The following is a 26164-nucleotide window of genomic DNA, read 5'->3' as shown; positions in this document are numbered from 1 at the left end:
CACTAGATCCGAAGATCTCGTTCGACTTGCATGTGTTAGGCATGCCGCCAGCGTTCGTTCTGAGCCAGGATCAAACTCTCAAGTTTCTGTCACAATCACCAAGGCGCCAACCCTAAGGCCAACCAACCCAGGCAATCGAACTTCGGGAGCCGATACCTGCACTATGTAAAACGTATGGTTACGTTAGGACATATGAGGCATCGACTTCATACTGGTTACCGGAGCCCAAAGACCCCCGGACCAGGCGCCGTCGCCCACATGTCCCTTCATCTAAAACCTACAATGTCAAAGAGCAGTCCCATCAAGGACCCGCCGACAAAACAACCGGACAACCATCCGTCCCCGATCTTTACCTCGAGGAGCAAGTTGCCCGTAGCTGGTGGCGACCGCTGCAAAACCGTGTGGTCCGCTGCGGTGAGAGGCCCTCTAAGTCCCACCCTTGATTCGGTCAACACCCCTTTTTCAAAAAAATGACACTCAGGGGAAAAAGGGCGCATTCCGCGGCTTTGGCAGCACAGCGGTGCGCCAAAGCTTCCGGCGCGACTGTCCAGCCCCGGCTCAAAGAAGCGAGCGCTCGCACGATATGGATTTTCCGGCAGGGCCATGTCATTGCCCTGCCTCAACACCGCCCCGGGGCACCCGATTGACGGGGAACCGATCGATCCGAGGTTATAGTGCGACACCCCGCAACTCTGCCATCAAGACATCCCGCGCTCATTCCCGGGCTCTTGATCGCCACACTGTTCGTGGCGATTGCTTCGCTCGGCATCGGCCCAGTCTCGCTGGGCCTCGGTCGCCTCGGCCACGCGCTGATTTCAACGGACGACCAGGTTGCCCGCGCAATTCTGTTCGAACTGCGCATGCCACGCACCCTCCTCGGTCTATTGGTAGGCGCGATGCTTGGCCTGGCCGGCGCCGTGCTTCAGGGTTATCTGCGAAACCCACTTGCCGAACCATCGGTACTGGGCGCATCCAATGCTTCGGCGCTCGGCGCAGTGATAGCACTCTACTTCGGCATTTCGGAATGGCACCCCGCCATGCTTCCCCTGCTTGCCATCGCAATGGGCCTCCTTGCGCTCATCCTGCTATTTGCATTGGCAGGTCGTTCGGAAAGCCCGTTGAGCCTGATCCTTGCGGGCATCGCCGTCTCCACCCTGGCAGGTGCCGGAATCAGCCTCGCGCTCAACCTTTCGCCCAATCCTTTCGCGGCCATGGAGATAATGTCCTGGCTGCTCGGTTCGATCGAGAACCGGGCGATGGAGCATGTCTGGATCGCCCTGCCCTGTGTTCTGGCCGGCAGCGCGCTGCTGCTTGCCAATCCCACTGCCCTCGATGCGCTTTCGCTGGGCGAAGACGGAGCGCGGTCGCTTGGTGTCGATCTCGCCCGCACGCGGCTTCGACTGATGCTGGGCATTGCGATCGGTGTCGGCGGGGCAGTGGCCGTTTCGGGCGCGATCGGTTTTGTGGGCCTGATCGTTCCGCATCTTATCCGTCCGCTGACCGACCGAAGCCCTTCCGCTCTTCTCCTGCCCTCGATGCTGGGCGGAGCGGTATTGCTGACGGGCGCAGACATTCTCGTGCGCGTCATTCCAACCGGCGCGGAACTCAAGCTCGGTGTGGTGACGGCCTTCCTTGGCGTTCCGGTCTTTCTCTTCCACCTGCTCAGGGAGCGCCGCCTGTGGTAAATATCTCCATCAAGGGCCTTTCGGTCTCCCTGGGCCGCCGCGAAGTGGTGCGCCGGATTGACGCAAACCTCAAGCCCGGAGAACTGGTTGGCGTCATCGGGCCGAACGGGGCCGGGAAATCAACTTTGGTGCGGGCGATACTGGGGCTTCTCCCGCTGCGCGAAGGTGCAGTCCATATCGACGGCGAAGCACTGACATCGCTGGCCCCGCGCGATATTGCACGGCGGATAGCTTACCTGCCGCAAGGACAGACGCTGCATTGGCCGCTTACGGTCGAGCGGCTTGTTGCATTGGGCAGGCTGCCGCATCTCGGACCGATGTCGAAGATATCGGCACAAGATCAGGCCATCGTGCAAGAGGCCATGGAACGCGCCGACGTAACCCATCTGGCCGGACGGGTCGCTACGGAGTTGTCCGGCGGCGAACGTGCGCGGGCCATGCTCGCCCGCGCGCTCGCCGTAGGAGCGGGAGCACTGGTGGCGGACGAACCCCTCGCCTCGCTCGATCCCGGCCACCAGATCGACGTGATGGAACTGCTCCTCGGCGAAGCGCGGAACGGCAAGCTGGTCGTCGCCGTTCTTCACGACCTCACGATGGCGGCGCGCTATTGCGACCGGCTGCTGCTTGTCGACAAGGGAGAGCTGGTAGCCGAAGGCGCGCCCCGGGAGGTACTGACGGCCGAGCGGCTGCGCACCGTCTACGGGATAAGGAGCCAGGTCGACATGACCGGCCCCGCGCCGTTCGTCGTTCCGCTCGAACGCATACGCGAAAGCGGGGACTGGTCCTGAAACTGAAAAGGAGGGGAACGCGGGAAACGCTCCCCTCCTTTTCATCACTTTACCTGGAAACCGGCCCAGAAGGGATCGGCCTGATCTATCCAGATCGTATTGAAGCCCGTGGCGATCGCCGAGCCCTCGATCGAGGGAATGATCGCAGGCTTGTCGCCAAGCGTGACTTCCTGCTCCACCCGGCCGATGAAACGGCTGCAGATGTAGCTCTCATGCACGAAGCGCTCGCCAACCTTGAGGCGGCCGGTTGCATGGAGATGCGCAAGGCGAGCCGAAGTGCCCGTGCCGCAGGGGCTGCGGTCTATAGCCTTGTCACCGTAGAACACCGCGTTGCGGCCATCGGCGCCTTCGTGCTTTGGCTTGTCGGCCCATAGCACGTGGCTGACCCCGCGGATCGTGGGATCGAGCGGGTGGACCGGCTCGTACTTCTCGCGCACGGCTTCGCGGATGCGGCCCGAAAGCTCAACGATGCGCGAGGCGCCAAGATCGTCGAGACCGGTGTAGTTCCCCTGCGGCTCGACGATGGCATAGTAGTTGCCGCCGTAGGACACGTCGATGGTGAGCGGGCCGATGCCCTCCACGTCCACTTCGATGCCGCGTTCGGCGACATAGGCAGGGACGTTGGTGATCCGCACCGAAGTGACCTTCTGGCCTTCGGTTTCATAGGCAATCTCGATCACGCCTGCCGGAACCTCGACGCGCAGCTTGCCCGGCGTTGCGGGCTGGATCAGCCCGTGTTCAAGGCCGAAAGTCACCATGCCGATAGTGCCATGGCCGCACATCGGCAGGCAGCCCGACGTCTCAATGAAAAGGATGCCGATGTCGTTGGCGGCATCGGTCGGCGGATAGAGGAAGCCGCCCGACATCATGTCGTGCCCGCGCGGTTCGAAGCACAGGCCGGTACGAATCCAGTCGAAGCGAGACAGGAAGTCCTGCCGCCGTTCGGACATGGAGGCGCCCTTCAACAGCGGAGCCCCGCCCGCCACGAGGCGAACGGGGTTACCGGCTGTGTGGCCGTCGATGCAGAAGAAAGTGTGCCGCATCGACGCTCCCTTATGCTGCTGCCGCGACGGTCAGGTCGGGGCGGGTTGCAGCGGCCTTTTCGACCATCGCGATCACCTGAGCGCGGCGTTCGCCCTCAAGGACGTAGCGCGGAGGCAGCACGCGCTCCGAACCGCGACCCATGACCTGCTCTGCCAGCTTGATCGACTGGACCAGATCGTGGTCGGCGTCGAGGTGGAGGAGCGGCATGAACCAGCGATAGATTTCCATGGCCTTGGCGTGATCGCCGCGCTCGAACGCCTTGACCAGCTCGACCGATTCCTTCGGGAAAGCGTTGGTAAGACCCGAAACCCAGCCCTGCGCGCCGAGGTAGAGACCTTCGAGAGCCACGTCGTCGAGGCCCGCGAACAGCGTGTAGCGATCGCCGAAGATGTTCTTGAAATCGGTGAAGCGGCGGGTGTCCGGCGCCGATTCCTTGACCGCGACGATGTTCTTCACGTCGACCAGAGCGGCAAGGACGTCCTTGTCGATCACGGTGCGGTAAGCCGGAGGGTTGTTATAGAGCATGATCGGCAGGGCGGTCTGCTCGGCAACACCCTTGAAGTGCGCGACGAGTTCGTGCGCCTTGGGCACGTAGACCATCGGCGGCAGCAGCATGAGGCCATCGGCGCCGGCCTTTTCGGCGGCCTGAGCGTAACGCACGGCGCGGCGCGTATCGAATTCGGAAACGCCGGTGACGACGGGAACGCGGCCGTTCACCGCCTCGACGATGGCCGAAAGAACCTGGACCTTCTCGTCATACTCAAGCGAGTTGTTCTCACCCACGGTGCCGAGCGCGATCACACCGGTCACGCCGTCGTTGATGAGATCGTCGACGACGCGCTGGGTGTCGGCGAGGTCGATCGACAGGTCCTCACGGAGCTGCGTGGTGACCGCCGGGAACACGCCCTTCCAACCAATTGCCATGTAAGTTCTTCCTACTCTCTCTGAATTGAAATATCGTATACGATATTACGAAACGCTCGACAATTGCAATCTTTGCATCGTGGCAGTCTTTTCCGGCACGGTCAGAAGCGCAGCATCAGCGCAGATCAGGCAGCCTTTCCAAATAAAAAGCCGCCCCGGTCCTCCGGGGCGGCTTTCCATCCTAATACATGAACTGCACGAATCAGAAGCGGAAGCGAGCGCTGGTCTGAATTGTTCGTGCCTGAAGGCGGACGCCATACGGCAAGAGACGGTCCTTGCCCCACCACATCTGCGCATTGTTCTTGAGGAGGTTGGTGCCTTCAACGCTAAGCGTGAGAAACTTGACCGGAGTGTAATTGATCGCAGCATCAAGGCGCGACGTCGCATCCATGTACGGCGAAAATTCGGGATAATCGGAGAACACACCGGTACGATAACGCGACCGATAGTTCCAAGCCACGCGCGCGCTGAACTCAGGAGTGTCATAGTAAAGTGCAAGATTATAGGTAATCTTGGACATGCCAATGGCATTATTGTCTGATCCATCGGGATAATCGATATTACCTTTTGCAAGGTACGTCAGGTTTGCGGATGCCCCGAAGTTACGAAGGATGCCAGGCAGGAAATCGAAGAAGGTCTGGCCGGCGATCTCATATCCTTGGAAAGTGCCGCCACCTGCATTGCGATTGGTCCAGACACTTCCGTTGGGGACGCCCACGGCACCCGGGAACTCCGGAACGTATTCCTGCGCCACACTGTAATAGATATAGCCCTTCGGCTTCTTGAGATAGGCCGCGACCGAAATTGATCCTGCACGGCCGAAATAATACTCAAGAGAAGCGTCGAAGCTATTTTCGGTATAAGCTTTGAGATCCGGGTTGCCCGCGTAGACAGTAAGATTGTTGAGCTCAATGACGCGGCTTGGGCGGAGTTCATAGAAGCCGACGCGCTGCACGTTCTTCGTCCAGGCCAGTCGCAATTGAAGCTTCGGGGTAAAGTGCGCAATGGCATTGAAGCTCGGCAACACGTCTACGAAATTACCGCGACCGGACGAGGTCGTAACGGTTGGATTCCAGTTGGCATCAAAACGGGTCTGAACGCTGTCGCTAATCCCCCACGTGTTGACGACACGCGCGCCGAACACGCCATCGACAGGGACACCGGCATCGAAGGCATAATTGAACTGGCCATAGACAGCAAACGTCTGCTCCCTCGAACCGTAACCGTTACCAACCGAGAGATCGGGGTATCTTGTCGACCAATCGGCGCCGGTCGTGCTCGTCGACTGGAGCCATGAGCGAACGGCATCGAAATTGTTCAGCAGGCTGGCGCCGTCAAGATTGAACCAGGTCGGGCCATCAAAGCCCGAAACATGGGCAGTCGTGGAGGTGTAATCGTAGCCCAGGTCGTCCAGCGTCGGCGACGAACCAGCAACGCGAGGCGAACTGTCCCGGTAGCCGTTCGTGAAGCGGATTTTCCTATTGCTGTAGCGAGCCCCCATCTGGAAACTGCGCAACAGCCCCGTCTCGGTCAGCTTTTGCGTCAGGTCCACCTGGCTTGAGAGACTGCGGCTCGTCTCGACACTGCGCTCGTCATGCAGGTTGCTTAACAGATACTCGCTGGGGTCGGTCAGGTCGACACCATTGAAGACCATGTACGGCCCCCGACCGGAGCCCACATCCGTATCCATGTCCAAGGTGGCGCTCTGAGCAGTGGAGAACCGGTAGACGCTGAGGATGCCGTAGTTTTCACGACGCGACTTATTGTACTGCGCCGTGAAATTGATCTGCGTCTGATCGTTGTGCCAGTGCGTCTCGAAATTGCCGCCGTAGTTTTCGGACTTTACCTTCTCGTAGTACGCCTCCGGACCACCAGCCAGAATTCCCGTTGCAGGCGTGACAGTCAGGCCTTGAACGGTCTGATAGTCGGCATTTCCGTTGTCGGCGTAGGTTATATCGGAAAGGTTATAGGTTCCGTTACGGGCGACCAGATGAAGGCGGTCCCTGCTACGCTTCTCACGGCTGCTGAAATAATTACCTTCCAGCACGAAATCGAGTTGGTCACTAGCGCGCCATTGCCAGACTGCGTTGACTGAAGGACGAGAAATGCGGCCTTCTTCGACACCGTAGTTAACCGCGTAAGGAACGATCGTCGTCGTCCGTTGATCTGCAGGAAGGCTGTTCAGATCCGTGCCTGCAAAGACGCCAGGTGTCTCGCTTTCCAGGAACGTCTCATTGTAATGATTGCGTGTGTAGGAAGCGTTGACCAGGAAGCCCATCTCGCCAAGACCGGTGTCGAAGCGATCTCCGACCAGCAAGCTTCCGTAAGGGCTCTTGGTATTACCGATGCTGGAAAATACTTCACGGAAGCTTCCCGCGACGGTCAGGCCCCTGTCAAGATCGAGCGGCCGCCGCAGTTCGACGTTCACGGTTCCCGCAATACCGCCTTCAATCTGGTCAGGGGTGCGGGTCTTGTAGACTTCGACAGACTTCAGCAATTCCGCAGGAATGTCTGACAGGTTCATCGAACGATCGACGCCGCTGGCTGCGTCATTTCCGTTGATGGTGGTAGAGATGTCAGTCATGCCGCGAATAGAAATCTCGGCGCCTTCGCCGTGTTCGCGAGAAATCTGAACACCGGTGACACGGGCAATCGCCTCGGGGACGTTGTTGTCAGGAAGCTTACCGACGTCTTCAGCAACGATGGAGTCCACGATCTGCTTGGACTTGCGCTTCTTCGTCGCGGCAGCCTCTACACTCCCGCGAACGCCCGTGACGACAATACTCTGGTCAGAAGATTCGCTGGCAGAGGAATCCTGCGCCCAGGCAGGAGCGGCCGCCCCCATGGCGACCAGCGAACTCAATGCAGTCGAAAGCTTCAAAATTTTGAGAGAAATCATCGCAAAACCCCCTGTTTGGCTCGCGGTGCCTCCGCCATGACACCTGTTGTTTATATCGTATACGTCTTACGATATCTGAATCGAGTCAAGGTATTTGTGACGGTTCGGAAACATTTTTGTCTGAGTAATTCCTGTTTCGGGAAACATCTGGAAAGCGCATGCCAAAAAGGGCGCAGGTTGATGACCTGCGCCCTTTCAAGATTATCTACCCACAGCCGCCCATGCGGCATGGGTCAGCAGGTTACTGACATGCTGCTGGCGGCGATCCGTCTCCGCGGATAGCGACAGGCTCCGCGGCCGGCGCCAGCACTTCCCATTCCTGCACGGCGAGAGCGGCATGCGTCTTCCCATCCGTGGAAGCGTCCATCACCGCGCGCAGGCATCGCGTGTTCACCTTTGCAAACGACACATCCTGGAATGAACCCGTCCCCGTCCCATAGGAACTGGCGCGCGGAACCGCCTTCCAATTGCCCTTGCCCACCGGGTTCCAGTATTCGAGATGCCACTTCGCCGGCGGAGCGACGCCGACGCCCGAACCTGCGGGCTGGTCGTTCCAGAACCAGATGCGCGAGCCGTCGATCGTCACCGGCTTGTCCCAGCGATACTCGATCCACTGGCGCGGCGGATTGTTCGCAGACCAGCTTCCCCACATGTCGGGGGGCAGCGGGGCCTCTTTCACCGCGCCGTTGTTGAGCGCCTTGATCCAGAACTGCACCGGCACCGGATCGTTCGAGGCGGTCGCCCAGGCCGAACGCGCGATGTTGCGGCTCGGTGCCAGCGGCGGTTGCGGGCGTAGCGTGGGCACGACGGTGCGGATGCGCGCCGGGGTGACGCTGTCGTCCCACTCCATCTTGTCCAGGGCGACGCTGCGGCGGAAGTGCCCGCCACCCCTGGCATCCGCCGTGTGATAGGCAAGATACCACTGCCCCTTGAACTCGACCGCGCCCGGATGGGACGTGGTGGAGGAGACCGGCTTCAACGCCACGCCGCGGTAGGTCCAGGGCCCCATCGGCGAAGGCGCGCTGCCGTAAGCGATGCAGGCGTAATAGACGGCGGGCGTGCAGTCCGAAGTCGGCCCCGCCTTGTTACCCGCATAGAGCATGTAATAGGTGCCCTTGCGTTTCATGATCCACGGCGCCTCGAAGAAGCCGGTGAGACCGGAAATGGTCTGCTCCGGCCCCTTGGGCGTAATCATGTCACGCGCCAGTTCCATGCCGCGAAGCTGGCCGAACGTGCCCCAGTAGATATAGACCCGGCCATCGTCATCAATCAGGATCGTGGGGTCGATGTTCTGGATCTTGTTGGCGACAGGCACTCTCTGCGAGATGATCGGCCCAGAAGGGTGGGCATCGCGCCACGGCCCGAGCGGGCTGTCGGCAACCGCCACGCCGATCGCAAAGCGGTCCTCGGCGCTGCTGTTCTTCTCCAGTACCGGGGCGTAGAGGTAATAGCGCTTATCCGGGCCCTGGATGATCTGCCCGGCATAGGCCCGGGCCTCCTCGGCCCAGGCGAAGACGTTCTCCGGCTTGATGATCGCCGGATAATGGGTCCACTTGCCCGAGGCCGGATCGGCGGTCTTGAGCAGTTGCCATTCGGGCATGATGAAGTCGTTGACGTCGCTGGCCGCTTCATCGCGCCCGGCGAGAATCCAGAGCTGTCCATCGGCAACGAAAGGCGCAGGATCGGTGGAGTAATAGTCCCCATCCGCCAGGATCGGATTACCCGGAACCGTCAGTTCCCGCGCGATCGGCGCGGAGGCCTGCTGCGCCGAAACGGCCGACGCGAAAGCGCCGGCCGCAAGCACCAATGCGAGCTTATTCCTCATCGGGATAGGGGCCCTTGCCGCCGTCCTTGATGAGCTGATCGACGCGCTGGTCGATCAGCGGCAGCGGCACGCCGCCCAGTTCCAGCACTGCATCGTGGAAGGCGCGGATGTTGAACTTGGAACCCAGCGCCGTTTCCGCCTTCTTGCGCGCATCGACGAAGGCGAGTTGGCCCATGTAGTAGGACAGCGCCTGTCCCGGCCAGGAGATGTAGCGATCGACTTCTGTCTCGATCTCGTGATCGGACAGCGCGGTATTGTCGCGCAGGTACTGCTGTGCCTGCTCGCGGCTCCAGCCCATGGCATGGACACCGGTATCGACGACGAGGCGCGACGCGCGCCAGGCTTGGTAGCTGAGCATGCCGAACCGGTCGTAGGGCGTCTCATACATGCCCATGTCCTCGCCCAGTGCCTCGCAGTAGAGCGCCCAGCCCTCTCCGTAGGCAGACAGGTAAGTGTCGCGGCGGAAGGCCGGCAGGTCCTTGTTCTCCATGGCCAGCGGCATCTGCATGGCATGGCCCGGCGCGGATTCGTGCAAGGTCAGCGCGACCTGCGAGTAGAACGGACGGCTCGGCAGATCGTAGGTGTTGACGAGATAGATGCCCGGACCGCCGCGACCGCCGGTGTAGAACGGCGCGATGTCGTCCGGCACCGGCTTGATGGCGAAGCGGCTGCGCGGCATGTGGCCGAAGAACTGGTCCGCCTTGCCGTCGAACTGCTTGGCGATCCAGGCCGCGCGGTAAAGCAGCTCGTTCGGGGTCTTGGGATAGAACTGCGGATCGGTGCGCAGGAAGTGCAGGAAGGACTTGAGGTCTCCCTTGAACTCGACCTGGCTCATCACCTCGGCCATCTGCGAGCGGATGCGGGCCATCTCGCTGAGGCCGATCTCGTGGATCTCCTCCGGCGTCTTGTCGAGCGTGACGAACTCGGCGATCTTCGACTGGTAATAGGCCTTTCCGTCCGGCAGGTCATAGGCCGCCAGCGACTTGCGCGCACCGGTTTCGTATTCGCTGCGCATGAAGGTCAGCAGCTTGGCATGGGCCGGCACGACACCATCGGAGATGAGCTTGCGGGCTTCGGCGCGCAGCTTCTCCTGCTCGGCGGCGGGGATCGTCGAAGGCAGTTTGCGGAACGGCTCATAGAACGGCGAGGCTTCCGCCGTCTTGGCCTGAACGACCAGTTCGATGCCCTTGTCGCGTCCGGCAAGCGTCACTTGCGGGCCGGTGAAGCCGCGCTTGAGGCCCGCGCGCATGTTGTCGATCTGCTGGTCGTAGTAGCGCGGAACCTCGCGCAGCATTTCAAGATAGTTGTCGGCCGCAGCCTTGTCCTTCAGCGGATTGCGCGCCCAGTCGGCCAGGTCGCCCCAGAAGCTGGTGTCGGCGTTGAAGGGCTTTTCGTAGTCGCGGAAGCGCTGCGAGGCGAGGAGCGCATCGATCTGGCCCTTGTAGACCGCGAAGTTCACGCGATTGGCGGGCGAGAGCTGCTTCTGGTCGATGGCAGCAAGCTGGCCTTCCACCTTGGTCCAGCAGGCGAGGCGATCTGCCTGGGCCTTGGGGCCGAGGTCGGGCAGGACGATCTTGCTGTCCTTCGGCGTATCCTCGCAAGGGCCGACCTGCTTCTGGCGCCATTCGTATTCGGCGGTGGTGATCGCCTCGAAAGCCTGATCGGCCGTCTGCTTCTTGGAAACTTGAGCAGCGGGAGCGGCGGCGGCCGAAACCGCAGGCGTGGCGACCAGTGCGGCGCCGGCCAGCATCATGGCGCGGCCAACCGAATTCTTCACGTCATTTCCCCTTTCGAGAACCTCGAGAATGTCCTGGTGGAGCTTCGCCGGAATGCGCAGCCCCTCCTTGTCGGAGCGCGCCCGCGCGATCAGACGGCGCGATCCCGGCAGGCGAGCGCCCTGCCCTTCGATCATGTCGAACATGGCTTCCGCGCGGCGCAGATGCTCTTCCACGCCCGCCCCGAGAAAGCCCGCCGGATCGATGGCGATAATAAATTCGCCGCCGATGGGCGAGCCGCCGCGATCCTGGTCGGCGGCCATCGATTCCGCGCTGGTCATGTCGCCGATCAGCGGCCCTGCAAGCAGTTCGACCATGGCGGCGAGTGCGGAACCCTTGTGTCCGCCGAATGTGCGCATCGCGCCGTCGAGCACGGCCTTGGCATCGCTCGACGGATTGCCATCGGCATCGTAGCCCCAGTCGAGCGGGATCGACTTGCCAGCACGGCGATGCAGTTCGATCTCGCCGCGCGCGACCGCGCTGGTGGCGAAGTCGAACACGAACGGCGCGCGGTCAGGACGCGGCCAGCCGAAGGCGATCGGATTGGTGCCGAACACCGGCTTGGTGCCGCCGGCAGGCGCGACCCACGAATGGCTGGGCGTGAAGGCGAAGGCGACAAGCCCCTGCTCTGCCAGCGCCTCGACCTCGGGCCAGAGCGCGGCGAAATGGACCACATTGTTCAACGCCATGGCGGCAATGCCGAACTTGCGCGCCTTCTCGACCAGCAGCGGCATGCCGCGCTCGAACGGCAGTTGGGCGAAGCCGCCCTTGCCGTCGACGCGCACCAGCGCCTGCGCCGGCTCGCTCACTTCGGGCACCGCATCGGGCACCACCACCCCGCGCTCGACCGAATTGGCCGCAACGAGGAGGCGGTAGAGCCCGTGCGAGGTGCAACCGTCCCGCTCGCCCGACACCATGGTGTGGGCGACGGCGGCGGCATGGTCGGGCGCGAGGCCCCAGGCTTCGAGCACCGTGCGGGCGAGTTCGTCCGCTTCGGCAATCGTCAGGGCAACGTCTTCACTCAAGGCAATGCTCACTTCCTGGCGGTAAACAGACGCACGCCGAAGACCGGGCCGGCCGAAGTGCGATCATGCGGCACGAAGCGCACCTTCACGCTGCTCTTGCCCTTGGTCAGCGCCTCGGGCAGCGGATAATCGACGTCGAAGAACTTGCCGGGCGCGTCGTTGTCGAGCTTCTGGGTTGCCACCAGCACGTTGTCGACGAGGATGTCGAATACGCGCGAACGCTCGCTGCCCCAATAACTGGCCTGCAGCAGCAGCGGACCGGACTTCACCTTCATCTTGAACTCGAAGTAACCGCCCGAGCGGGCATCGCGCCCGTTGCGGCCGCGATAGGAGACCGGATAGGAGATTTCCGAGGTCAGTTCATGGTCGCGCTCCGGCTGCATTTCGCCAAGGTGCATGACGTCGATCGAACGGGCTGCCAGGTCCTTCTGGCGGGCCTGTTCGGCAAGGAAGGCGGCTTCCTCGCTCTTCCAGCCGCTTTCCGTGAAGCGCTTGAAGTAGACGGCGCTGCGGCGGTCGTACTGGCTGTAGAACGGCGCGAACATGCGGTCGCCCGGACGGATGATGCCGGTGGTCTGGTAGCGCGGGCGGTCAGAGACCATCGGCGCGAAGGCGGCCAGCGGGTTGTCGCCGACCATCGCCGGCTCGACGCCGGTGAACTCCATTTCGGCCGGGCCGAGATCGGCGGCCATGACCATCGGTCCGCGCACCACGGCCACCACGTCCTGCGAACCTTGCGCGTTTTCAAGGCGCAGTTCGAGCGGCAGGTTAAGCGCGATCACGTCGCCCTTCTTCCAGCGGCGGTCGATCACCACGTAGCCGCCGACCGGGGTCGAAGGCACCGGCGCGCCGTTGACGGCGACGGTCGCCTTGCCGTTCGACCAGCCGGGAATGCGCAGCGCCACCGCGAACTTGCCCTGTTTCACCGCGTCGAGCGTGATCTTCACGTCCGACTTGAACGGATACTCGGTGGCGATGGTGAAGGCAGCGCCCTTGGCCTTCCACTGCCCGGTCGAGGGGATGTAGAGGTTGACGAAGAACGTATCGCCGCCTTCCCAGAAGATGGAGTCGCCGTGCTTGGAATGGCTTTCCATGCCCGAGCCGACGCAGCACCAGAAGGCTTCCTCTCCCGGACCGGAATAGCCGCGCGGGGCGCCGCTCATCATCGGAGTCATGTAAGTGAAGCCCCCGGTTTCCGGATTCTGCGCCGACATGACGTGATTGAGGTGCGCACGCTCGTAATAGTCGAACAGCGCGCCGTCCGGCTGCCACGAGTAGAGCTGACGGGTCAGCTTCAGCATGTTGTAGGTGTTGCAATGCTCACAGGTGGATTCCGTGAGGTGCAGCGCGATATTATCAGGCTCGAAGAAGTATTCGCGGTCGGCATTGCCGCCGATCACGTAGCTGTGATGCTGGGTCACGCGCTCCCAGAAGAAGCGGGCGGCACGGCCCGGTTCGTCCTTGCCGGTCAGCTCATGGATGCGCGCCAGGCCGATCAGCTTGGGCACCTGGGTATTGGCGTGGAAGTTGGAGAGCTTGTCCTCCTGCGCCACCAGCGGGTCGAGCACCTTCTTGTCGTAGATGCGCTCCGCCACCTTGAGCCAGCGCAGATCGCCGGTCTGGGCGTAGAGATCGGCATAGCTCTCGTTCAGGCCGCCATATTCGCAGCCCAGCAGTTCCTGCATCTGCTTGTCGTCAAGCGCGGCGAAAACCTTCTCGAAGTAGCCGCCGAGGCCGATGACGACCTGAAGCGCCTTGGCATTGCCCCAGGCGGCATTGATGTCGAGCAGGCCCTGGAAGTACTTGTGCACGGTATAGAGCGGCGACCACGACCCGTTGAGGTCGAACCCGCCCGACTTGATCTCTCCGCGCATGACTTCGGGGAAGATTTCCTGCCCGTCGACGACCTTGCCGTCCTTGGTCTTGCGGCCCAGCGCACCGATGTAGCCATCCGTGCGCTGCTGCTGGCAAAGCGCCAACTCGTCGACGATATAGTCTGCACGGCGGCGGCATTCGGGGTTGCCAGTCTGCTGCCAGGCCAGCACCAGCGCGGTCATGTAGTGGCCGAGGGTATGCCCGGCGATCGTATCGGATTCCCAGCCGCCGTAGATCGCGGCCTTCGGCTCCAGCCCCGCGTACTTGCGGAAGTTGTGCAGGAAGCGGTCGGGGCTGAGCGACATCAGGTAATCGACATTGACTTCGACGGCCCGCGCATAGTCCGAAGGCGCAAGACGCACGTCGGTCAGCGGCAGCGGCTTCGCCTTGATCGGAAGCTTGGGTGCAATCACGGCTGCGAAGCCCTTGAGGGGGACAGAGCAAATGGCGAGCGCCGCCACGCCAGCCATCCATTCGCGCCGATTGGCCTGCATTCCAATAACTCCTATCGAATATCGTATACTGTATTGATAGAAGTCGGGCCCTCGAAGTCAATCCCCTGTTTGTAAGGCAGCCGCTTGCGGCATGGTCACCCGGCTTCAGCGGCGAAGCGCAACCTGCGTATCGGCATGGGCCAGTTCGATGAGAGTAATCATCGCCTTGCGCGCCTTGGCCGGATTTCGATCGGCGATCTGCGCATAGAGTGCATGATGCTCGGGCATCGGGTCGCGCGGACTGTCCTGCTTGCCATGCTTGATCGCGGTGGTCGAAGCAATGGCAGTGGAGATCGAGTTGGAAAGCGCGAGCAGCATCTCGTTGTGCGTCGCCTCCATCAGGAGTTCGTGAAAACGGATATCCGCCGCCCGCCCCTTGGGGCTGGTGAGCGTATAATGCTCCATCGTGTCGAGCGCGTTGGCCATGTCGAGAAGCTGGCCGTCGTCGCGGCGCAGCGCAGCCATTTCCGCGGCCTGCGGTTCCACTACCATGCGCAGTTCGAACAGGTCGCGCAGGAATTCATCGCTGGCGCCGCACTGAATCTGCCAGGCGAGCACATCAGGATCGAGAAGATTCCACTTGCGGCGCTCGTTCACGCGCGTTCCCGCCTTCGGCCGGCTGCTTACCAACCCCTTGGCGGTGAGCATCCGGAACGCCTCGCGCAGCACCGATCTGGATACTCCGAGTATTTCCGCATGCTCTACCTCGGCCGGGAAGACATGGCCGGTCAGATACTCCCCGCTCACGATCTGAGTCGCCAGCCGCTGCGCCACTGCATGGTGCAAACGGCCGCTCATCAAGGGAAGCGCCTCGGAACCTTCACCCGAACCATTACCGGTCATTGTGTTCTCTTTCGTCATCGCGTCAGGTCTGTATTAAGAATAACGCTCTGGCTAGCCCAGAAAAGCGCAGATCATATATCGTATATTTTTCTTGACGCTTACGCCAGTGGGCGTCATGACGATGAGGTTCTCCCCGAAATAACCGATGGGCCGCAGCCGTGAGCGCTTCGCATTCCTCCGTGTCGAAATCCATCAGCCTGCTCGCCCTTGCCTGGGCCGTAACCGCAGCAGCGATACCGGCAGCCGCCGACGCGCGAGAAGCGCCGACCCGCAGCGCAGCAGCGCAGCCCGGCATCGACCAGCGCTATGCCGCGGCCGACAGCTTCATGGGTTCCGCGCTCGGCGACCTGATCGACAATGCCGACGTTGCCCCGCGCTTTGTCGAAGGCGGGCTGTTCTATCGCACGGGCAACCGGCTCGACCAGCGTTACCAGTTCCTCGATCTGGCTTCGCAGCAGACCCGGCAGGTCACCACGACCGCGGCGCTGCTTGCCGCGCTGACCACAGCGAAGGGCGCTCCGGTAACAGCCGACGATGCGCGTATCGCCGAGGTGGACTTCGATCCCGCCCGGAACGAGGTCCGGTTCCGCGCTTTCGACGGTGCGCTCTGGAGCATGGATGCCGCCGGCAGGGCGACCGAGGTCGAGAAGGCCGACCACAAGGTGTTCGATCTCCTCTCGCCCGACGGCAAGACGAAGATCGTCGCGCGCAGCTATAACCTCTACGCGGTCGATGTCGCCACGGGCCGCGAAGTGGCCCTCACCGCCGACGGCACGCGCGAGCAGCCCTATGGCCGTTCGATCCCGGAACTCTCGGATATCCTGCGCGAAGGCACCGAGGAACCGGCCATGCCGGTTTCCGGCCAGTGGTCGCCGGATGGCCGTTACCTGCTGACATGGCGTCTCGACACGCGCGATGTGAAGAAGCTGTCGATCACCCAGCAGAACCCGCCGGGCAGCTTCTATCCGCGCAGCTTCTCCTACATCTACCCGCTCGCCGGCGCCGAGAAGCTGCCGCAGGCGGCGCGCCTGGTGATCGACGTCAGGGATGCGATGAAGAAGGGCAAGGCACGGATCGTGCCGATGCAGGTGCCTTCGGAATCCATCCTCTACCCGTCCCCGCCGGACATGGGCTGGCTGGACGGCAAGGTCCGCATGCTCTGGACCGAGCGCGGTTACAAGCAGCAGGCCGTCTACCTCGCCGATCCTGAGACCGGCGCCGCGAAGGTCATCGCGCATGAGGCGGTGAAGCCGGTCGTCACCGTCACCTCAAGCATGATCTTCCCCTCGCCCGAACTCGGCGGCGAACTCTCGATCTCCGAGCGGACGGGCTGGGCCCAGCTCTATCTCGTCACGCCCGATGCACCCGACGGCGGCAAGGCGCTGACCACCGGCGAATGGGAAGTCCTCACGGTGGACAACGTGGCCGAGGACAAGTCCTCGCTCATCGTCACCGGCGTCGGCCGCGAGGCCACACGCAACCCTTATTGGCGCGCGCTTTACCGCGTTCCCGCCAAAGGCGGCGCGCTCACCGAACTGACCCCGGAACCGCTCGACCACAACGCCTCGGTCTCACCCGATGGCAAGTGGATCGTCGACCAGATGTCGAACCCGACCTCACCCACCCGCGCAGTGCTGCGCGACGGTGCGAGCGGACGCATCGTCAAGGAACTGGCCAGGGCCGATGACAGCCGCCTGCTCGCCCGGGGCTACACCCCGCCCGAACCGTTCAAGGGACTGGCAGCGGACGGCAAGACGCCGATCTACGGCATGATCTACCGCCCCGCGCACTTCGATCCGAAGCGCAGCTATCCAGTGATCGACAACGTCTACACCGGCCCGACCACGACCGACGTTCCCGCGACATGGAGCGAAGCGCGCCGGGTCGCCGGCAACAGCGTGGCGCAGATCGGCGCGATCGTCGTTATGATCGACGGCACCGGCACATCGCGGCGCGGCCAGGCTTTCCGCCTGCCAGCCTTCCAGAACCTCGGCGAAGTCGGGCTGGACGATCACATTGCCCTGATCCGCCAGATGGCCGCGAGGTACCCCTACATGGACGTCACCCGTGTAGGCGTGTTCGGCGGTTCGGCGGGCGGCTACGACACCGCGCGCTTCGTGCTGCGCCGCCCGGACTTCTTCAAGGTCGGCGTCTCGTCCTCGGGCAACCACGATCTCCGTCTCGACAAGACCTGGTGGCCGGAAGTCTCGATGGGTTATGCCGATGAGGCGACCTGGGAGCGCAACTCCAACATGTCGGTCGCGGGGCAGCTCAAGGGTCATCTGCTGCTCGTTCACGGCGACATCGACGACAACGTTCCCGTCACGGAAAGCTATCGGCTTGCCAAGGCACTGATGGATGCCGGGCGCGATGTCGACCTGATCGTGATGCCCAATGCCACGCACAACGTCTACCGGCCCTTTTTCTGGAAGAAGCTGCGCGACTACTTCACCCAGTATCTGCTTGGCGAAACGCCGCCTGCCCTCGGTCCCGTGAAGGCGGCCGCTCCTGCTGCTCAAGCAGCCACCAAGTAATTCCTGCGAGGACCTGAAATGAAGCGTCTCCTGAAGCCCTTGCCGCTCGTCGCCCTGGTGCTCGGCACTCTCCCGGCCATGCTGCCGACGACCGCGGCCTATGCCGAAGAAGGCGAAGTTCAGAAGCCGAAGCCGGTCTATCCGCCGATCGGCAAGACCGAGATGCAGACCACGGCCTTCGACCTTGCCCTGCGGGCCGACACGCAGACGCTCGCTCACCTCTCGCCCAAGGGCAATACCGCGTTCGACTTCGTACCCGCAGCCCGCGAGCCCGAGCGCGCGGGCGACGGCTACGTGCACATCGGCGACATCCACATCCGCCTGAAGACCGCCGGATCGGACTGGCAGGACTTCTCTTCCGCCCATGCCCGCAAGCAGATCGCCGCGCTCGCGGGCGGCAATGGCGTGCTTGCCGCCGCCGATATCACCGCCTCGATGGGAGCGGGCATACCCCTGCGCGTCGAGCGCCGCTGGGTGAACGAGGCCGGCGTGCTGGCCATGCGCTTCACGCTCGTCAATACCAGCAGCGCCCCCGTCGAGATCGGCGGCCTCGGCATGCCCATGGTGTTCGACAACATCATCCTCGACCGCGATCTCGACCAGGCCCATGCCGAAGCGAGCTTCGTCGACCCCTATATCGGCCGGGATGCGGGCTATCTCCAGGTCACCCGCCTCAACGGTCAGGGCCCGGCCCTGCTCGTCCTGCCGGAAAAGGGCACGCCGCTCGAAGCCTATCGCCCGATCATCGAAGCGCGCGCCGCCAAGGACGGCGACATCTTCACTGACAAGAGCCAGCGCAGCCAGGTCTCGGAAGGGTTCTACGACTGGACCGTCGCCAGCAAGGGCTTCGCCGAGAAGGAATGGGCCAAGGCTGGCCAGCAGTGGAACGAGCCGACCAGCATCACGCTTGCACCGGGCGAGAGCCGCACCATCGGCCTGCGCTTCGTGACCGCGCCCGATATCCGCAAGATCGAGGATACGCTGGTCGCGAACAAGCGCCCGGTGGCCGTGGGCATTCCCGGCTACGTGGTGCCCACCGACCAGACCGCCAGCCTCTTCCTCAAGACCCCGAGCAAGGTCGCGAAGATCGAATCCTTCCCCGCAGGCGCCCTTACCGCCACCTCCGAGAAGAGCGGAACCGGCTGGGCACGCTATCGGGTCAAGGCCTCGGAATGGGGTCAGGCCCGCCTGACGGTGACTTATGCGGACGGCCAGAAGCAGACCGTCAGCTACTACATCACCAAGCCGCTCGATCAGGTCATGGCCGATATCGGCCACTTCACCACGACGAACCAGTGGTTCGAAGGCAAGAATGACCCGTTCCATCGCAGCCCCGCGATCCTCTCCTACGACCGCGAGGACAACAAGATCCTCACGCAGGACGGCCGCGTCTGGGTGGCAGGCATGAGCGACGAAGGCGGCGCCGGTTCGTGGGTTGCGGCGATGATGAAGCAGCTCGACAATCCGAGCCCTGAAGAAGTCGCCAAGCTCGAGCGCCTCGTCAACGAAACCGTGCTCGGCACCCTTCAGGTCAAGGACGGCCCGCAGGCCGGCGCAGTCAAGAAGAGCATCTTCTACTACGATCCGGTCGAGTTCCCGAACTACTACGACCCCAAGATCAACTGGAAGAACTGGACCGCCTGGTCGAAGAAGGATTCGGACGATCTTGGCCGTTCCTACAACTACCCGCACGTCGCCATCGGCCACTGGGTGCTCTACCGCCTCGCACGCGACAGCCAGGGGCTGGTCAAGCAGCATGACTGGAAGTTCTACCTCGATTGGGCCTACCGCACTTCCGTCGCGATGATGCGCGATGCGCCTTACTATGCGCAGTTCGGCCAGATGGAAGGCGATGTCTTCCTCGACATCCTCAAGGACCTGAAGCGTGAGGGCCTGACCGCCGAAGCCACCGAGATGGAGGGCCTGATGAAGGGCCGCGCCGATCACTGGCGCACGCTCAAGTTCCCGTTCGGCAGCGAGATGGCCTGGGATTCCACCGGCCAGCCCGAAGTCTACGCATGGATGCGCTACTTCGGCTACCAGCCGCAGGCGGACGAGACGCGCGAGGTCATCCTGGCCTATGACCCCACGATCCCGAGCTGGGGCTACAACGGCAATGCCCGCCGCTACTGGGACTTCCTCTACGGCGGCAAGGTCTCGCGTATCGAGCGGCAGATCCACCACTACGGCTCGGCGCTGAACGCGGTGCCGCTGTTCGACGCCTATCGCCAGAACCCCACCGACCTGCACCTGCTGCGCGTGGCCTACGGCGGCATGATGGGCGGGATCACCAATATCGACCAGCAGGGCTTCGGCTCGGCCGCGTTCCACTCCTGGCCCGACATGATGAAGTGGGACGCCATCACCGGCGACTACGGCATGGGCTTCTACGGCCACGCCATCACCTCGGCGACCTACATGGTCGATGACGCGCAGTTCGGGTGGCTGGGCTTCGGCGGCGACCTGACCGCGAAGGGCACCAGGGTCCATGTCGAACCGAAGGACGGCGCCCGCCGCCGGCTCTTCATCGCCCCCGCCGGCCTCTGGGTCACGCTGGAAGCGGGCCGCATCAAGAGCGCCGACTATGACGCCAGGACCGGCAAGGTCGTGCTCACGCTCGATCCCGCGACGGCGGAGACCCCCGCAGCACGCCTGCTGTTCGAGACCACGACGGCGGGCGGCAAGCCTTACACCGCCGACACCGGCACCGCCGATCGCGGCGGTTACGCCATCCCGCTGGGCACGGGTGCCACCACCGTCACGCTCAGCCCGCGCTGACATGAGGGCCCTTTTTCAGGCATCGGTGCTGGCAGTCCTGCTTTCAGGAGCCGCCATTCCGTCAGCACCGGCGCTTGCCGCCCCGGCCGCCAGCCCCGCCCCGCGTGAGGCTTGCGTGGCCGGGGCCTGGGCCATCGCGGAAACCGACCCTTCGGACACGGTGAATTCCGCCCTCCCTTTGCAGATGCAGAGCGAGCATTTGGCCCTGCACTGGAAGCCCGGCACCGTGGCCCCGGCCGATGCGCAGGCGGCGGTGAAGCATCTCGAATATGTCTGGGACTACTTCATCGCAACGCTGCACTTCCCCGAGCCGCATTGCGGTTCGGCGGCCAAGTTCAAGGTCAACGCCTATATCGGCACCGACTACGGATTGACCGGCGGAGCGGACTCGCTCGGGCACATGGGCATGTGGATCGGCCCCGGCGCGCTAAGGGACCGTTTCGGCCTTGCCCATGAACTGACCCATGCCCTCCAGACCGCGACCGGGCATCTCATGGACTCGCCCTATACCGGCTGGATGTTCGAGAGCCACGCCAACTGGATGACCGTGCAACTCCCGGAATTCCGCGAGAATACGCATTGTTCCGTGCTGCTGAAACAGTACCCGCACCTTTACTACGGCTCGACCCGCAGCCGCTACTGCAACTGGCAGTTCCTCGAATTCCTCAAGGACACCCGCGGCTTCGACGCCGTGAACGACATCTGGCGCAAGGCCCCCGGCAAGGACGATCCGGCCCACCTGACGACCGATCCCTTCACCGTTCTGCGTGACAACCAGAACTGGACACAAAGCCAGTTGAACGACACCTACGGCGACTGGGCGCTGCACAACGCCAACTGGGACTACACCAACCCGGACGGCAGCGATCAGGGCGCGGTCTTCCGCCGCAACTATGGTTCCTACGACCAGTCCACCGGCCCCGATATCCTCTCCGCCACCGTGCTGGACCCCATCGACCTCGAGCATCGCCGCTTCGCCGTGCCGGAGATGTGGGCACCCCAGCGCTGGGGCTACAACGTGGTCAAGCTGCATCCCGATGCCGGCCGCGACCATGTGACCGTGACCTTCCGGGGCGTAGTCCAGCAGGCCAGCGCCGTCGTCTCGCTGCCCGGTCTTGCCGATGAGCCGGAAACGATCCCGCCGCCCGCATCCGACTGGCGCTGGGGCGTCGTCGCCGTCGGGGCGGATGGCAGGAGCCGCTACACCCCGCTTCAGCGCGGCGACAAGGCCGCAGCCTCGATCGCGGTCCGGCCCGGAGACACCGGCCTATACCTCGTGGTCATGGCCACCCCGTCGCAGATGCAGAAGATCCGCTGGGACCAGCCCTGGTATTCGATCTACCGCTATCCGTGGATGGTCCAGCTCGACGGCGCCATGCCCGACCGCTGGCAGGACGGCGCGCCCGGGCCGATCCCCGGCGGGCACCGCCACGGCAACGGCGGGGGCTGGGTCGGACCGCAGGCCAGCGTGGCCGCAAGCGCCTATGTCGGCCCTTATGCGCGGGTGATCTCCGGCACCGTTTCCGGCAAGGCGCGGATCGAGGATCACGCCGTCGTGCTCGATAACGCGCAGGTCCTGGACGAGGCGGTGATCTCCGGCCTCACCGTACTGCGCGGCGACACCGTCCTGAAGGGCAAGGCCCGCGCCGCCACGTCCATGCTCGGCATAGGTGAGTACGAGAAAGGCATCGTTCTTTCGGGAACGGCGCAAAACATCGGCGACGTCGAACAGCGCGGCGGCTCCGCATCGACCGGCGTGTTCTACGGCTTCGTCGATGCGGACACCGTCAAGGACCCGGGCCACGGCGCCGAACTGACCGCCCCTGTTCCCGAAGTCACCGCAAAACCGGCCTATCGCTGGATACCCTAGGGGAGCGTAGACAAGTTCCACTGCCCGCCGTTCCGGTCGTCCGATCAAGTGCGGCGCTTTCAGCCCGTTACGGACGCCGGATCGAGCCGGAACGGCAACCTTGCGCCATTCCAGTCGCACAAGCTTCCAGATGCCTCTCCCGAACCTGCCGTTCAGAAAGTCGTGATCGTCGTACATCCGAAATGGCTAGGCTGGGACATTTCTGCCGCTAGCACTTGACGTTAGGATGGACAGCTTTCAGGTGAAATTCGTCGTCGGGCAGGGCTCGGTGGTTAAAAGTCATAAGTCCGCCCATCGAACTTGACTGGGCCAAGACGATGAAGACGCTTTGGATCGCCGTGCCAACTTTTCTGGCTTAGCTGGATGATCTGGTGGAGAGGACGCTTGAGCGAGGTTCTAGTGAGCGAGATCGGCTGCAAGGCCAGCGACAAGCCAGAAAAGTTGGCATTCGTGGATGCATGGCGTTGGTGGTTGACTTGCGATCACGCATTCTGGTCAGAGGCACAAAAGCGAAAGTGCGTGGATGTCGCGTTTGTGCGTGCAGTTGGCCAGCCCTATCGTGTGAATAGAAACATTCGGGTGGCGAAGTTAGACCATCCCACACAAATTTTCACGAAGGGGAAACGTGAAGGGCAGGCAAAGCAGGTTCGCGACCCCACGGACCCTCACGCGCTAGCTTTTTCTAAAATGATCAACGAGTTGAATTATGAGGAGAATGCTAGCCTAAGCCAGAGGGGAAAGGCTCTTGCAGAGGCTTTGGCAGAAAATCACTCAGCTATTGCTGGAACACCTGCTTCGGCGGCAAGCAAGGTGAACTGGTTTCTGCGTCCTAAAGGTTGGACCATGTTCGATCGGTTCGTTTCGATCGCTGTGCTAGGGTCACATCAGTCATCTGTCGCAGGAATGGCGCAGTTCTTTGATGCGCTGGATAAGCGTGATTTTGCCAAGAAGCTTGCCGAGGTGCGCCAGGCCATCGCTTCACCGTTTCCTGAGATCTTGGCCGAGCGCGTAATCGATAAGTATTTGTTCCTGATGGGACTACGCTACAGTCAACGCAAGTCCTTTGAGGAAGAGGAGGGCGCAGACGACGAAAGTGAAGGGACGAATGATCGCATGTCACTTGTTCTGCTCAATGGCTTTGTTTCCTCATTGCCTTCGCCGCTCGTCGATCAGGTCCGTCAACAGGCTGACAAGCTGGGCCAAACCGTTTGCCTCTCTTCACTTCTCCACCCCGATGTGGCGAAAGCCTAAATCGATCACATCTCGCGAGAACGACCGAAAGTCCCACGACCCGTCAATAAGGTCTGGTAGTTGCCGCCCCCGCCGTTTCACGGTCGGGAACGGCATCTGTGGACGCCCCTTCGGATGCAAGCAGTAGATCGGGGTTTGTTGGCACGTAGTCGGATGCTGTCATCTGTCCGGCCTCGATGAGCAGCGCCATATGCTGCGGGCCAGTATGGGAGTTCGCGGACCGGATCCATTTCAGCTATGCGCGCTTGGCTAGCGCTCTGCCATTCCCTGGTTCTTCCAGCCCCGTCTCGCCGACTGTTGTGCCATACCCTCCTTCGACCGCCTACGTCCCCGACGCCTCTGGCCGCTGCCTTGACTTACGTCGCGACCGCTGCCGGAGCTCTGTAATCTTCGTTCTTTGTGAGCAACGCCCAGACCATGCGCGCCATCTTGTTGGCGAGCGCTACCGAGACGAGCATGCGCGGCTTGCGCTCCAGCATCCGCTCAAGCCACGAGCCGGCAGGCGCGCCAAACCGGCATGCCTGGCGTACCATTGAGCTGCCGCCGATGATCAGTAGTCGTCTGATCGTCCGCTCGCCCATCTTCGATATGCTGCCGAGCCGCTGTTTGCCGCCGGTCGAGTGCTGACGGGGGGCGAGGCCAAGCCAAGCCGCGAAGTCGCGACCCTTACGGAACGTCTCGACCGGCGGGGCCAGCGCGATGATGGCGGTCGCAGCGATAGGACCGATCCCTGGAATGGTCATTAGCCGCCTGGCTGCTTCATCCTCCTTGGCACGCTGTGCGATCTCACGGTCCAGCACGGCAACCTGCTTGTCGAGATCGGCCAGCATGTCGACCATGAGCTTGAACATGGGCCGTGCCGCTGCAGGCAGACTTGAAGTCATTTCCTCATCCTCGAGCAGGTCGGCGAGCATTGTCATATGCGCTGTGCCGCGCGGTGCTACCCAACCATACTCCGCTAGGTGCCCGCGAATGGCGTTGATCAACTGAGTGCGCTGCCGCACCGCTAGGTCACGTGTGCGGAACACGAGCCCTGCGGCCTGTTGCTCTTCGCTTTTCACCGCCACGAAGCGCATGCCTGGGCGCTGCGCAGCCTCGGCAATCGCTTCAGCATCAATCGCATCGTTCTTGTTCCGCTTCACGAATGGCTTCACGTAAGATGGCGGGATCAACCGCACATCGTGCCCCATCGTCTGTAGCTGACGCGCCCAATGATGGGCGCCACCGCACGCCTCGAGCGCTACTATGCATACCGGCTGACCTGCGAAGAACTCGAGCAGCTTTGCTCTCGTCAGCTTGCGGCTGAAAACCATCGCACCCCGCTCGTCAGCGCCATGCGCATGGAAAACGTTCTTGGCGATATCCAGACCGATTGTGGTAACCTGTGACACGGACGCCTCCTCAGTGGTGCTTCAACACCTCCACTTTGCCATAAAGGCTGTCGGGGGCGTCCACCCCATCAGCTATCTTGAGTCTATTGCACGCAACTTGTCATTCCGCAGCCGCCCCCCAAATCGTGATCACGGCCCATGGGACCATGTCCGCTTCCTCCGACGATCTGCACACGCTGCCTAGCGCAGCCGCTCGCTCAGGAAATCCACGAAGACCCTGACCCGGGCCGGCATGTTCGGTCCGCCCACGAATACCGCGTGGACCAGTTCGACGTCGCCGGGGTTGTAGTCCTCCAGCAAGGGCACCAGCCGGCCCGAGGCGATCTCCTCCACCACGCTGAACCGGCCGACGCGGGTGATCCCCACACCATCCGCCGCGAGCTGGCCCAGGGTCTCGCCGTTGTTCGCCTCGATGCTGCCGCGCACGCTCAGCGCATGGTCCTGCCCGTCCCGGCGAAACGGCCAGACCGGCTCGGCCCGGCGGAAGTTGAAGTTCAGGCAGTTATGGTGGAGCAGGTCCTCGGGAACGCGCGGCGTCCCCCGCCGTGCGAGATATTCCGGCGAGGCGACGATTACCCGGCGGTTCTCCCCCAGCTTGCGCGCGGTCAGCGGACTGTCGGCAAGCGGGCCGAAACGGATCGCCACGTCGGCATCGCCCGCCGCGACATCGACCAGGCGGTCGCTCAGGCTGATATCGACCAGAATGTGCGGATAGAGCCGCGCGAATTCGCCCAGCAGGGGAACAATGGTCAGCCGTCCGTGCGCATGGGCAGCGCTGATCCGCAGCCGCCCGCGCGGCGTGCCGCGATCGGCGATGGCCTGCTCGGCATCGTCGAGATCGGCGAGAATCCGGCGCGCCGCGCCAAGATAGGCCTGCCCTTCCGCCGTCAGCGACAGGGCCCGCGTGGTCCGCAGCAACAGCCGCACGCCAAGCCGCGCCTCGATGCGATCGACCGTGCGGCTCACCGCCGAGGGCGTGAGGCCAAGCACGCGCCCGGCAGCGGAAAAACTGCCTTCGGCCGCCACCGTCGCAAAGACCTCAAGCGCCCGCGCCCTGTCCGCGCCCAGCGGCGCCTTTGCATCCGGTTCAAAAATCTTGCGCATCCCCGCAGCCTAGGCGGTAAGCCCGTGAACGTCCATTTTTGCGTCGCAGCCCGATATTG

The 26164-nt window shown here is 62.9% G+C and carries 15 protein-coding genes and 1 rRNA gene (1 of these 16 cut by a window edge); 6 read left to right on the top strand and 10 right to left on the bottom strand.

All coding sequences use genetic code 11. The annotated features are described in order from the left end of the window. Positions 1-86: ribosomal RNA gene (locus ACLIMP_RS17525) — 16S ribosomal RNA — on the bottom strand; it reaches 1403 nt to the left of the window's first position. A gap of 642 nt (positions 87-728) precedes the next feature. On the opposite strand from ACLIMP_RS17525, the gene ACLIMP_RS17520 reads away from it, so the two are divergent. Next, positions 729-1685 carry a FecCD family ABC transporter permease gene (locus tag ACLIMP_RS17520; protein ID WP_231635525.1) on the top strand — a complete coding sequence of 319 codons (957 nt, stop codon included), beginning with the start codon at positions 729-731 and terminating at the stop codon, positions 1683-1685. After that, positions 1679-2473: an ABC transporter ATP-binding protein gene (locus tag ACLIMP_RS17515; RefSeq protein ID WP_324699823.1), complete on the top strand. Its 795-nt coding sequence runs from the start codon at positions 1679-1681 to the stop codon at positions 2471-2473. The genes ACLIMP_RS17520 and ACLIMP_RS17515 overlap by 7 nt, the downstream gene beginning before the upstream one ends. Before the next feature lie 44 nt (positions 2474-2517). Here the strand turns inward: ACLIMP_RS17515 and ACLIMP_RS17510 are convergent, their stop codons facing one another. The 7 genes from ACLIMP_RS17510 to ACLIMP_RS17480 form a co-directional block, all read right to left on the bottom strand. Further along, entirely contained in the window at positions 2518-3516 is a 999-nt protein-coding gene (locus tag ACLIMP_RS17510; RefSeq protein ID WP_054434988.1) for a 4-hydroxyproline epimerase, read from the bottom strand. Positions 3517-3526: 10 nt separating this feature from the next. Then, a complete protein-coding gene (locus ACLIMP_RS17505) occupies positions 3527-4441 on the bottom strand; it encodes a dihydrodipicolinate synthase family protein (RefSeq protein WP_054434986.1) in 915 nt (304 codons plus the stop codon). 202 nt (positions 4442-4643) lie between these two features. Next, a complete protein-coding gene (locus tag ACLIMP_RS17500) occupies positions 4644-7340 on the bottom strand; it encodes a TonB-dependent receptor (RefSeq protein WP_054434984.1) in 2697 nt (898 codons plus the stop codon). A gap of 241 nt (positions 7341-7581) precedes the next feature. Then, complete coding sequence (locus ACLIMP_RS17495; RefSeq protein WP_132470311.1) at positions 7582-9165, bottom strand: family 43 glycosylhydrolase; 1584 nt, start codon at positions 9163-9165, stop codon at positions 7582-7584. Then, positions 9155-11965 (bottom strand): DUF885 family protein, encoded by a 2811-nt coding sequence (locus tag ACLIMP_RS17490; protein ID WP_185999053.1) that lies wholly within the window; start codon positions 11963-11965, stop codon positions 9155-9157. The genes ACLIMP_RS17495 and ACLIMP_RS17490 overlap by 11 nt, the downstream gene beginning before the upstream one ends. Positions 11966-11973: 8 nt before the next feature. Continuing rightward, positions 11974-14334, bottom strand: a complete 2361-nt coding sequence (locus tag ACLIMP_RS17485; protein WP_324699825.1) for a glycoside hydrolase family 127 protein — start codon at positions 14332-14334, stop codon at positions 11974-11976. Between the two features lie 105 nt (positions 14335-14439). Continuing rightward, a complete protein-coding gene (locus tag ACLIMP_RS17480) occupies positions 14440-15177 on the bottom strand; it encodes a FadR/GntR family transcriptional regulator (protein ID WP_082370128.1) in 738 nt (245 codons plus the stop codon). A 179-nt stretch (positions 15178-15356) separates the two neighbouring features. Here ACLIMP_RS17480 and ACLIMP_RS17475 point away from each other — a divergent pair, with 179 nt between their 5' ends. From ACLIMP_RS17475 to ACLIMP_RS17460, 4 genes are all read left to right on the top strand, one after another. After that, entirely contained in the window at positions 15357-17711 is a 2355-nt protein-coding gene (locus ACLIMP_RS17475; RefSeq protein ID WP_054434980.1) for a S9 family peptidase, read from the top strand. An 18-nt stretch (positions 17712-17729) separates the two neighbouring features. Further along, the gene (locus ACLIMP_RS17470) at positions 17730-20489 is read left to right on the top strand and encodes a DUF5695 domain-containing protein (protein WP_443478667.1); all 2760 of its coding nucleotides are present in this window, start codon (positions 17730-17732) and stop codon (positions 20487-20489) included. A 1-nt stretch (position 20490) separates the two neighbouring features. Further along, positions 20491-22359, top strand: coding sequence for an Svx/AvrXca family virulence/avirulence protein (locus ACLIMP_RS17465; protein WP_443478666.1), 1869 nt, complete (start codon positions 20491-20493; stop codon positions 22357-22359). Positions 22360-22743: 384 nt separating this feature from the next. Beyond that, positions 22744-23610, top strand: a complete 867-nt coding sequence (locus ACLIMP_RS17460; RefSeq protein ID WP_132470320.1) for a hypothetical protein — start codon at positions 22744-22746, stop codon at positions 23608-23610. A gap of 356 nt (positions 23611-23966) precedes the next feature. Here ACLIMP_RS17460 and ACLIMP_RS17455 read toward each other — a convergent pair whose 3' ends face one another. Beyond that, complete coding sequence (locus ACLIMP_RS17455; RefSeq protein WP_054434091.1) at positions 23967-25001, bottom strand: IS110 family RNA-guided transposase; 1035 nt, start codon at positions 24999-25001, stop codon at positions 23967-23969. Positions 25002-25181: 180 nt separating this feature from the next. Beyond that, complete coding sequence (locus tag ACLIMP_RS17450; protein WP_054434420.1) at positions 25182-26105, bottom strand: LysR family transcriptional regulator; 924 nt, start codon at positions 26103-26105, stop codon at positions 25182-25184. Positions 26106-26164: the final 59 nt, after the last annotated feature.

Origin of the sequence: Novosphingobium aeonii (genome assembly GCF_052279045.1) — a bacterium.
Taxonomy (GTDB): Bacteria; Pseudomonadota; Alphaproteobacteria; order Sphingomonadales; family Sphingomonadaceae; genus Novosphingobium.
The sequence above is the reverse complement of the archived record's forward strand: the minus strand, read 5'-3'. Positions and strand labels throughout refer to the sequence as shown.